The 11,302-nt window shown below is 63.9% G+C and carries 5 protein-coding genes; 1 reads left to right on the top strand and 4 read right to left on the bottom strand.

Annotation, left to right across the window (positions count from 1 at the left end; all coding sequences use genetic code 11):
• Nucleotides 1–48: 48 nt before the first annotated feature.
• On the bottom strand, nt 49–1,113 hold the full coding sequence (gene aroG / locus OX460_RS21385) for a 3-deoxy-7-phosphoheptulonate synthase AroG (RefSeq protein ID WP_285817118.1): 1,065 nt from the start codon (nt 1,111–1,113) through the stop codon (nt 49–51).
• A gap of 508 nt (nt 1,114–1,621) precedes the next feature.
• On the opposite strand from aroG, the gene OX460_RS21380 reads away from it, so the two are divergent.
• On the top strand, nt 1,622–4,468 hold the full coding sequence (locus OX460_RS21380; protein WP_289899861.1) for a TonB-dependent receptor: 2,847 nt from the start codon (nt 1,622–1,624) through the stop codon (nt 4,466–4,468).
• A 147-nt stretch (nt 4,469–4,615) separates the two neighbouring features.
• On the opposite strand, the gene tldD is transcribed toward OX460_RS21380, so the two are convergent.
• From tldD to OX460_RS21365, 3 genes are all read right to left on the bottom strand, one after another.
• A complete protein-coding gene (gene tldD / locus OX460_RS21375; RefSeq protein ID WP_289899860.1) occupies nt 4,616–6,076 on the bottom strand; it encodes a metalloprotease TldD in 1,461 nt (486 codons plus the stop codon).
• A gap of 157 nt (nt 6,077–6,233) precedes the next feature.
• Entirely contained in the window at nt 6,234–7,034 is an 801-nt protein-coding gene (locus OX460_RS21370; RefSeq protein ID WP_285817117.1) for a carbon-nitrogen hydrolase family protein, read from the bottom strand.
• Nucleotides 7,035–7,064: 30 nt separating this feature from the next.
• On the bottom strand, nt 7,065–11,225 hold the full coding sequence (locus OX460_RS21365) for a YhdP family protein (protein ID WP_354669838.1): 4,161 nt from the start codon (nt 11,223–11,225) through the stop codon (nt 7,065–7,067).
• Between the last annotated feature and the right edge of the window lie 77 nt (nt 11,226–11,302).

The raw sequence follows: 11,302 nt of genomic DNA, 5'->3' as shown, positions 1-11,302 counted from the left end.
GCCCGGAAAGCTTAGCTTTCCGGGCTTTTTTTCATGCTGCGCGCCACCTTATTCCGCGTCGCCCTGCAGGCGGCGCTGCCTGACGGCCGCCGCCAGGTTTTCCAGCACGGCCACGCTGGCGCTCCAGTCGATGCAGCCATCCGTGACGGACTGGCCATAGATCAGTTCCTTGCCCGGAATCAAATCCTGGCGGCCCGCCACCAGGTGCGATTCCACCATCACGCCGACGATGCGGCCATCGCCACCGGCCACCTGGCTGGCGATATCGGCACACACGGGAATCTGGTTTTCCGGTTTTTTCGAGCTGTTCGCATGCGAGGCGTCGATCATCAGGCGCGCCGCCAGGCCTTGCGCGGCGATCGCCTTGCACGCCTCGTCCACGCTGGCCGCGTCATAGTTCGGGGTTTTTCCGCCGCGCAAGATGATGTGGCAATCCTCGTTGCCGTTGGTCGAGACGATGGCCGAGTGGCCGCCTTTCGTGACGGACAGGAAATGGTGCGGCTGCGAGGCGGCCTTGATGGCTTCCACGGCGATTTTCACGTTGCCGTCCGTGCCATTCTTGAAGCCGACCGGACAGGACAGTCCCGACGCCAGCTCGCGGTGCACCTGCGACTCCGTCGTGCGCGCGCCGATGGCGCCCCAGCTGATCAGGTCGGCGATGTATTGCGGGCTGATCACGTCAAGGAACTCCGTGCCGGCCGGCAAGCCCAGCTCATTGATATCGCGCAACAGTTCGCGCGCCATGCGCAAGCCGTCGTTGATGCGGAAGCTGTTGTCCATGTACGGGTCGTTGATCAGGCCCTTCCAGCCCACCGTGGTGCGCGGTTTCTCGAAGTAGACGCGCATGACGATTTCCAGTTCGCCCGCGAAACGCGTGCGTTCCTTGACCAGCAGGCGCGCATATTCCATCGCCGCCTTGGTGTCGTGGATGGAGCAAGGCCCGATCACCACCATCAGGCGGTCGTCCTGGCCATGCAGGATACGGTGCAGGGCAATGCGGGCGCTGGCGGCAGTCTGTTCGGCTTGCTCCGAGCAGGCAAATTCGCGGATCAGGTGGGACGGCGGGGTCAGTTCCTTCATTTCGCGAATGCGCAAATCATCGGTGCGGGGCATCATTTTCTCCAAAATTTAAGGAAGGGTAAAACATCTGGGTAAAAAAAAACCGCCATCGGTGGCGGTTTTTTAGAATTTGCTGGGATCTCGTTTTGCTGCTACGTGAACCGACCGCTACTCCACCGCCTTTGGGTTGGAATTGCTAAAGTAAAAATAAGCGGTAAAAAAGTGGCGAGCGAACATGCGAGTCATCCGTAAGTGATGAACGACTATAAACCTAAATTGCAAGGGTTGGCAAGCATATTTGTCGGCAAAGCCGCATGCCGCTGCCGTTTTACACTGCATAACCCGCAAAAAAGCATAAAAAGTTGCGCGCTGTGAATCTCGCCGCGACTCTGCATCCCCGGCGCCACCGTTGTGCCCGTCGTGGCAACCACGCCACGCCAGCCATTCTATCGACGACAAGCAGGGCACTCCTTGATCCAGGTCTAGTCCCGGCGTCGCCGCACGGACAAAACTCAAGGACGTATCGACGACCTTTGACTGCCTGACCTTTCCGGAGAACCGCATGATCCCTACACCATCCTTGCATTCCGCTGCCTTTTCACCACCCAGACTGGGCCTGGCACTGGCCAGTGCACTGCTGAGCCTACCCGTCCTGGCGCAGGACGCCGCGCCGATTGCGCGCGTGGAAATCACCGGCTCGAACATCCGCCGCGCGCAGGCGGAAACGGCGTCGGCCGTGCAAACCCTGAGCGCGGCCGACATTGAAAAATCGGGCAAGTCCAGCGTGGCCGAATTGCTGCAGACCCTGGCCGTCGACAACCAGGGCTCCGTCCCCACCACTTTCGGCAACGGCTTTGCCGCCGGCGCCTCCGGCGTGTCGCTGCGGGGCCTGGGCACGGCCTCGACCCTGGTGCTGCTGAATGGCCGCCGCGTCGCGCCATATGGCCTGGCCGACGACGGGCAGAAAGTGTTTGCCGACCTGAACATCATTCCCCTGGAAGCCGTGGAACGGGTGGAAATCCTCAAGGATGGCGCCTCGGCCATCTATGGATCGGACGCCATCGCCGGCGTCGTCAACGTGATCCTGCGGCGCGACTACCAGGGCACGGCCATCAAGGGCAATTACGGCAAGACGAAGGAGTGGGACGGGCGCGACGCGCGCGCCGCCATCACGCACGGCTTCGGCGACATCGACACGGACCGCTACAACGTGCTGCTGAACCTCGAGTACAGCGAAAAGGCCGCCATCTGGAACCGCGACCGGGCCGGCCGGGGCGCCGTCGGCCGCAGCGACTTGCGCGACCTGGGCTTCAGCGCGCAGGAAACCCTCAGCGGCGCGGGCGCCATCACCACCAACAATGCGGCCGGCAGCGCCGTCAACGGCAATGTGCGCAATCCCGACACGCTCGACTACTACAACCGCGGCAACCTCGCTGGCGCGGGCTTTACGCGCACCTTCCCCGGCGCCGCCTGTGGCAATTTCACCACGCATCCACAAGGCGATCCGGGCGGCGGCTGCCTGACCGATGCCGCGCAGCAATATGGCCAGATCCAGCCCAAGCAAAAGAACATCAATTTCTTCGGCCGCGGCGCCTGGCAACTGACGCCGGAGCTGCAAACGTATGCCGAGCTGAATCTGTATCACAGCGAATCGCACTCGGCCACCACGCCCTCGACGGTCAGCGGCTCGGTCGGCTATCCGGGCGGCCCCGTCAGCAATGCGGGCGTGTCGCTGGGCGCCGCCCACCCGGACAATCCGTATTTCGGCACGGCGGCGCGACTGCGCTACCTGGCGGCCGACGTGGGGCCGCGCCTGTCGGAAGTCACATCCACCTTCATGCGCTTTGTCGCCGGCATCAAGGGCAGCGTGGCGGGCTGGGATATCGACAGCGCCCTGCTGTACTCGCAGAACAAGGTGTCGAACGACCTGGACGGCTACCTGCAGCGCGACGTCGCCTTCGCCCTGCTCAACCCGAGCGCCACCAATGTGGAGCGGGCCAGCCTGAACCCCGCGTATGCGGCCTTGCCGGCCGGCAGCCTGTGGCGCATCGCGGAAAACGCGGGCCTCAATTCGCGCGAGCTGTACGCGGCCCTGTCGCCGCGCATCTCGAACGACGCCAAGACGCATATCGCGCAGATCGACTTCAAGGCCAGCCGCGAGGTGGCCAAGCTCGACGGCGGCGCCCTGGGCGTGGCCGTGGGCGCGGAATTCCGCCACGAATCGACGGAACTCAAGCCCACCACGGGCACGGAACGGGGCAATATCATTGGCCTCGGCTATTCCGCCTACAAGGGCAGCCGCAACGCGTCTGCCATCTATGCCGAGATGCTGGCGCCCGTGCTGAAGAGCGTGGAACTGTCGGGCGCCCTGCGCGCCGACCATTTCACCGACGTGGGCAACTCCTATACGCCGAAAGTGGGCGTGAAATGGACGCCCGTGCGCGAACTGGCCCTGCGCGGCACCTTCGCCAAGGGCTTCCGCGCCCCCAGCGCGGCGGAAAACGGCGTCGGCGGCCTGGCCGCGTTCTCCACCGCCAGCGATCCGCTGCGCTGCGCACTGGGCGTGGAAGCGGCCTGCGATCCGGCTTCCATCGCCGTCATCACCTCCCCCAATCCCAAGCTGTCGCCCGAACGTTCGCGCAGCTATTCCGTGGGCGCCGTGTGGGACCCGTTGCCGCGCACCAGTATTTCCGTCGACCTGTGGCAAATCCGCCGCAAGAATGAAATCAACCAGGAGCAAACGGATACGGCCATCGCCGAAGGCCATGTGGCGCGCGACCCGTCGACGGCCACCGGCATCGCCGGCGATCCGGGCGCCATCACGGCCGTGCTGGCCAATTATGTGAATTCGGCGCAAACGACGGTGCGCGGCATCGATATCGACGCGCGCCAGCGCTTCAACCTGGGCAGCGACTATGGCAACCTGACCTTCGACTTGAAGTGGACGCATCTGTACAAATGGCTGCGCACGGAACAGGACGGCACGCAGCGCGATTTTGCCGGCACGCATGGCAATTGCGACGTATCAAATTGCATGGGCACGCCGGACGACCGCATCAACCTGGGCGCCACCTGGGAACGCCAGAACTGGCGCGTCACGGCCAACGTCAACTACCGCGCGCCGCTCGATAACCTGCTGTTCAAGAATGACCCGGACGGCTGCGCCACGCACTTCGCCGACGGCACGGACGCGCCGCGCGGCTGCCGCATCGCCTCGTTCACCACGGTGGACCTGACGGCCCGCTGGCTGGCCACGCCCAAGCTGGAAGTGTTTGCCACAATACAAAACCTGTTCGACAAGATCGCCCCGCTCGATCCGCTCACGTATGGCGCCACGGGCTACAACCCGCTCGACTACGCGGGCGCGGCGGGACGCTTCATCAGTGCGGGGGTGAAGTACAAGTTCTGAATTTCGTCATATTTTCAACGTATCAGGCGTTTCAGGAACCGTAGCGAGCAAGCCCAATATTGGGTTGAGTAGCGCAGCTGTACTTCAGGTACAGCGAGCAACGCAAACTCAAGAGTGGGCTGCGCAGTAGGTTCCTGAAATGGCGATCTAAGCCGTGCCGCCGACGGTAATGCCGTCCAGGCGCAAGGTCGGCTGCCCCACGCCCACGGGCACGCTCTGCCCTTCCTTGCCGCACACGCCCACGCCCGAGTCCAGGCGCATGTCGTTGCCGATCATGGAGACGCGGTTGAGCACGTCCGGGCCATTGCCGATCAGGGTCGCCCCCTTCACCGGGTAGCTGAGTTTGCCATTTTCAATCATGTACGCTTCGCTGGCCGAAAAGACGAACTTGCCATTCGTGATGTCGACCTGGCCGCCGCCGAAGTTGACGGCATATAAGCCGTTTTTGACGGAGGCGAGGATCTCGCCCGGGTCCTTGTCGCCGCCCAGCATGTACGTATTCGTCATGCGCGGCATGGGCAGGTGGGCGAACGATTCGCGGCGCGCATTGCCCGTGACGGGCATCTTCATCAGGCGCGCATTCATGGTGTCCTGGATGTAACCCTTCAGGATGCCATCCTCGATCAGGGTCGTGCACTGCGTGGGGTTGCCCTCGTCATCGATATTCAACGAGCCGCGCCGGCCAGCCAGGGTGCCGTCGTCGACCACGGTGACGCCCTTGGCGGCCACGCGCTCGCCGATGCACCCGGAAAACGCGGACGAACCCTTGCGGTTGAAATCGCCTTCCAGGCCATGGCCGATGGCTTCGTGCAACAGGATGCCGGGCCAGCCCGGGCCCAGCACGATGGTCATGGGGCCGGCGGGCGCCGGGCGCGCTTCCAGGTTCACCAGGGCCGAATTGACGGCGTCCGCCGCGTATTGTTCCAGCACGGCATCACTGAAATAGTCATAGCTGTAACGCCCGCCGCCACCTGCCGAGCCCGTTTCGCGGCGGCCATTCTGTTCCGCGATCACCGTCAGCGAGACGCGCACCAACGGGCGGATGTCGGCTGCCAGCACGCCGTCGCTGCGCAACACCAGCACCACGTCATATTCGCCGGCCAGGCCCGCCATCACTTGCACGACCCTGGGATCTTTCGCCCGCGCCATCTTTTCCACGCGTTCGAGCAATTGCACCTTGGCCGTGGCATCCAGCGAGGCGAGCGGATCGTTGGGCAGGTACAAGGACCGTCCGCCCTGCGGCTGCATCTGGCCCGCGATCTTGATCCTGCCGGCGCCGGCGCGCGCAATCGTGCGCGTGGCCGCAGCCGCTTCCAGCAGGGCACGCTCGGAAATGTCGTCGGAATACGCAAACGCCGTCTTGTCGCCGGACACGGCGCGCACGCCCACGCCCTGGTCGATGGAAAAACTCCCCGTCTTGACGATGCCCTCTTCCAAGCTCCAGCCTTCGCTCTTGGTCGACTGGAAATACAGGTCGGCATAGTCGACCTTGTGCGTAAACATCGTGCCCAGGGCTTTCAACAGCTTGTCTTCGTCCAGGCCGAACGGCGTGAGCAGGATCTCGCGCGCCACGGCCAGGCTGGACAGATTGGGTTCAAATGGCTTCATAACTTTGCACTCGCTAATTATATTCAACTCATTCTCAGTACCTGACAGAAGCGTAGCGAGCGGCAGTGATTTGTGGCCGAGAAGCGCAGCCGTGCTTGAGCACGGTGAGCATCGCAGGCCGCAAAGCGCGACGCGCAGTAGCTTATGTCAGGTACCCTCACATAGTGCGGTGCGCCAGGGCTGGCAAGGATTCGCGCACGCCGGCCAAAAACACCAGGTCGATCTCGCCGCTCACCACGCCCTCGCCTTCGGGCAACACGGCTTTCACTTCGCCCCACGGGTCGATCAGCATGCTGTGGCCCCACGTGCGGCGGCCGTTCGGATGCAAGCCGCCCTGCGCCGAGGCCAGCACATAGCACTGGTTTTCGATGGCGCGCGCGCGCAGCAGCACTTCCCAGTGGGCGCTGCCCGTCGTATGGGTAAACGCGGCCGGCACGACGATCAGCGCGCAATCGCCCATGGCGCGGTACAGTTCGGGAAAGCGCAAGTCATAGCAGATGGACAGGCCGACCCGGCCGAACGGGGTCTCGATCGAACGCACCTGCGCGCCCGGCACGATGGTGCGCGATTCATTGTACGACTCGGCGCCGCGCGTAAAACCGAACAGGTGGATCTTGTCGTAGCGGCCGGCCGGTTCGCCTTGCGGGTCATACACCAGCGTGGTGTTGAGGACCTTGCCCTCCTCGCCGGAAATCAGGGGCAAGGTGCCGCCGATCAGCCAGATGCCGTGCTGGCGCGCCATCTGCGCCATGCCATCCTGGATGGGGCCGCTGCCGGGCTGTTCCGCATGGGCCAGCTTGTCCGTTTCCTGCTTGCCCATGATGGCCCAGTACTCGGGCAACACCACCAGCTGCGCGCCACCGGCGGCGGCCTGCGCCACCAGGCGGCGCGCCGTGGCCAGGTTGTCTTCCACGGAAGGTGAGGAAATCATTTGTACTGCTGCGACTGTATGCATCATTGCCACCTCTTCTCCATTCGAACGCCGCGCCTATTTCGCCACGGCCTCCGCCGCTGCGGCGGCAGGCACGGCGACAGGGTCCAATTTACCACCATCGAGCTTGGTCACGACGGGCGCTTTCCACGGCCCGGCGATCTGCATATGGTAAGTGAGCGCCTTCATCACGGGCGCGCGCAGGAACAATTGCGCCAGGAAACTACCCAGGCCGATGACGGGGTTGACGGCCAGCGCGTACACGAGCGGCCCCGTACCCAGGTTGAATTCCGGAATCACCACCACGTGCAAATTCGTCGTTTCATTGGCGATATCGGCCGTGCCATCCATCAGCACGGTTGCCGCCACGCCATGCATCTTGAGGTTATCGGTGCTCACCACGCCGCGCTTGATGCTGGCGTTGGCCGTGATGCCGTCGAAGGCCAGGCCTTCGGAAAACACGTCGTGGAAATCGAGTTTCAGCAAGCGGGGCAAGGCTTGCAGGCTGAGCACGCCCAACAGCTTGGCCGCGCCCGGATCCTGCTTGAGGAACTGGCCCGATTCCACGTTCATCTCGATCTGCCCCGACAAGGTGGGGATGTCGAGCGAATACGGCAAGCCGTTCCAGGCGATGTCGCCGCTCAGGCGGCCCTTGCCGCGACGCACCGTGTCGGCAAAGCCGAAGCGGTCGAGCAGCTTGCCCGCATCGACGATATCGAGGCCGAAACGCAGGCTGGTCGTGCTTTGCCCATCCTTGATCACCCATTTGCCATTGCCGCTCAGGGCGCCATCGGGATTCGACAGTTGCAGCTTGCCCACGCGCCACTCGCGCCCGCCCGCCGCCATGGTGTTATAGGCCTGCAACTCCAGCCGGCCGATCTTCTTGTTGAACAGTTCAAATTGCTCGGCGACGATATCGAGCGAGGGAATCGACTGGGCGCCGTTCTTTCCCTCCAGCAAATTCTTCACATCGTTGGCGGCCGACTCCGGAATGATCAGCGACGACAGGCGCGCCGTCATCTTGCCCAGGCCGGACGGCGTTTCCAGCCAGGTCACATAGCCTGACACTTGTTTTGCATCAATATTAGCTTGCCACACATCCTTCTGGTGCGTGGCGCCCACGACCACGTTTTCCAGCTTGCGCTCGCCCAGCATCAGTTCGCTGGCACGGGCGGCCATCATGTCCGGCACCACGTATTGCGCGATATCGGGGGCATCGTCGGCGGCGCCGCTGTCGGCGGATGCCGAGCCGCTGCCGGCGATCTCGCTGCCGGCGGCGATCCAGCTGTCCACGTCCAGGGTTTTCATGTTGACGTTGAACATCATGCCGCTGTCCGGTTCCGGCGCCGGCACGTTCACGCCGATGCCGCCGCGCACCAGGCGCCAGGCGTCCTTGCCCTGCTTCTGGCGCTGGTAACGCGCGGCAATGCCGGATCCCAGCGCGATGCGGATATCGTCCGTGCGCAGGCCCGCGCCGTTGGCCGCATTGCCCGTCAAGGTGAATTTCACGGGCAGGCTGTCGCCGGCCGGCTTTTTCAGGGGGGCGGGGAAATCCAGGCCCAGGCCCGTCAACGGCGATTCGACATTGACCACCACCTGGTGGTCGCGCGCCGTGATCAAGCCGCTGTAGCGCGCGCCGCCATTCAAATGTTTCGCCAGGCGCTGCAGCACGGGCGCCGGATACGTCTTGCGCAAGCCGTCGATGGTCATGTTGCCGGCAATCTTGACCTGGATGGAACTGTCCGCCTGCGTGCCGCCCGAGATGGCCAGCGGCCCGCCAAGCAGGCTGCCGTTCAAGCCGTTCAGGTTGACGCCCTTTTCATTGAATTCGATCTTGCCCTGCGTGCCCAATACGGGCGGCATGTCGTGGAACAGCACCACGTCGTTGCCCGCCAGCTGCAAGCTGCCCTGCACGGTCGATTCGAGCATGCGCTCGATCGGCAAGTGCAATTTGAGGGCCAGCCTGGCGCTGCCCGTCGCCGTCGTTTCATCCGTGAAATGCTCGATCCAGCCCAGCACGGGGCTGGCCGTCACGTACTTGAGGAATTCCTGCATGGGGCCGGCCGCGTTGCCTTCAATGTCGAGCAAGGTGTCGAACACGGTCAGGTCGGGGATCACGGCTTTGACATTCGTCAAGGCCACGCCGCCCGTGATGGCCGTGTCGCCGCGGATTTCCATGCGCGCCCGTTCAAACACGAAACTGCCCTTGATCTTGTCCGCCTGCGGCCACAGGGGCGCCTTGCCTGCCAGCGGGCCGCTTTCCGCAAATTCGCCGGGCGCGTAGTTCAGGGTGCCATTCTCGAGCTTGCCCGCCACGCGGAAATCGCCCCGATTGCGCTGGACCGGGGTGTCGGCCTTGAAGGGGAAATGCTCAAGTTCGCCGCGCAGGCGCAGGCTGACATCGCGCGCCACGCCGCCTTCCAGCGCCCCCGTCAGCCAGTGGCGCAGGTGTTCGGGCGTTTGCAGCGGCAGGTAGCGGCCGATGGTGTTGATCTGGAAATTGTCTATCGTGCCCGTCAAGTCGACCTGGCCCAGGTTCTTGCCGTCGAGCGGCATGCGGTGCGTGCCTTGCAAGGCGACGCGCAAGCCTTGCTGATTGAAGTCGAGCTTGTCCAGCTCGACTTGCAGCATATTCTCCGCTTCAAACGTCCAGCGCGCCTGCATGGCGAATTGTTCGAACGGCATGGCCGGTTCGCTCAGGTACGATGGAAACTGCAGCACCAGGTCTTGCGCATCAATAGCGATGCTGCCGCCCTTGTCGCTGGCGTCGATGGTGCCGCTGAGTTTGTCGAAGCCGGGAATGGCCGGTGCGGCTGCCTGCGCGGGGCTGCTGGCCGTCTTCGCCACGGCCAGGCGCGCCGGCTGCGCATTCAGACCCAGGTCGATGAGCTTGCCGCGCAGCCGGTAGCTGGCCGGTGTCGCCATCTCGCCTTCCCATTGCGCCGAGAAATCCTGCAAACGCCCGCGCGGCGCCAGGGCATCGAGGCGCTGGCGCTGCTGCTCGCCCAGCGGCAGCTTGTCGGCCAGCGCGGCCAGGGTTTGCAAATCGAGCGACTTGGCCGTGATTTCCGTGCGCGCCGGCTTGCGCTTGGTGGCGGCAATGAAACGTTCGGACAGGGTCGTGGGCGGCAGGCTGAGACCGTCGCGTGTTTCTACCGCGAAATTCGTCAACTCCACCTGATGGCCATTCGCGCCAAAGGTGGGCTTGCCGTCCGGCACCTGCGCCGACAGCTCTTCTTTTGCCGAAATGCGCCCGCTGACCGACAGCAAGTCGAGCGGGGCGATATGCTCGCCCAGCTGCGCCTGCACATCCGTCAAGCCCACGTCGGCCGTGAAGCCGGCCAGGCGCGCGTGATCCAGGCTCAACCAGGCGCGCAAGGCACCCTTGCCCTGGCTCAGCTCGAACGGGTAATCGAGGTAGCGGCGCCAGGCGGCCAAGTCGGCGTTTTTCAGGTCCGCATACAGCTCGCCCTTCCACATCGACACATCCGAGATGCGCGTGCTGAAAGGCGGATGCGTGAAGTGAGCGCGCACATCGATGGGTGCGGCCAGGCTGGCGGGCGGCGTGGCCTGCAAGCCCAGCCGGTGGGTGCGCCAGCGGTTGCGCAGCAGCAAGTTGACCTGGGTTAAAGCCAGCTCCGGCGTGCCGCGCGCTTCGTCCGTCCAGCGCACCTTGCCGTCGCGAATGATGATGTCATGCTGCGACAGCAGCCAGTCGGCGCCCTTGCCGTCGCTGCCCTGGCTGCTGTCGACGAGCACGCCGGCCACATACAGCTTGCCATCCATGCTGCGCCGCACGTCCAGGTCGGGCCGCGTGATTTCCAGGGTAGTGAAGCGCACGGAACCGAGCACGCTCCACCATGACACGGTCGCCGAAATGCTCGGCAGGCTCAGCGCCTGGCGCCCCGCCTGGTCGCGCAGGGTCACGTCGCCGAGGAAGAGATTCGGCCGCACGCCATGCCAGGAAGCATAAATGCGCGCGATGCTGACAGGGTTGCCCAGCGCGCGGCTGGCCGCCCGCTCGATATCGCCTTTGTAATAGTCGATATTCGGCAAGATAGCGTAGCGCAGGAATAAAAACAGCACGGCGAAGGCGAAATACGCCAGCAGCACCAGTTTGATGGTAAAACCCAATACATGGTGGGTGGCCAGGTTGGCCATGCGATAGGCGGCACGCAGCCTCTGCCAGCGCAGGGCCAATGGCACATGTTCTGTCACGCTTGCTTCTGGCGGTTTTTGCATCAATAAGCTAATAAACTGGCCCGGCGTCAAATAATGGCAAAAATCGTCTGCAT

The organism is Janthinobacterium sp. SUN033 (assembly GCF_030397595.1).
Classification (GTDB): Bacteria; Pseudomonadota; Gammaproteobacteria; order Burkholderiales; family Burkholderiaceae_D; genus Janthinobacterium; species Janthinobacterium kumbetense.
Note: the sequence above shows the minus strand (reverse complement) of the source record. Positions and strands in the feature narration are given on the sequence as shown.

Bases quoted from the DNA above. Each gene is read 5' to 3' on its own strand.
- aroG (WP_285817118.1), bottom strand. From the start codon at position 1,113: ATGCCCCGCACCGATGATTTGCGCATTCGCGAAATGAAGGAACTGACC.
- OX460_RS21380 (WP_289899861.1), top strand. From the start codon at position 1,622: ATGATCCCTACACCATCCTTGCATTCCGCTGCCTTTTCACCACCCAGA.
- tldD (WP_289899860.1), bottom strand. From the start codon at position 6,076: ATGAAGCCATTTGAACCCAATCTGTCCAGCCTGGCCGTGGCGCGCGAG.
- OX460_RS21370 (WP_285817117.1), bottom strand. From the start codon at position 7,034: ATGATGCATACAGTCGCAGCAGTACAAATGATTTCCTCACCTTCCGTG.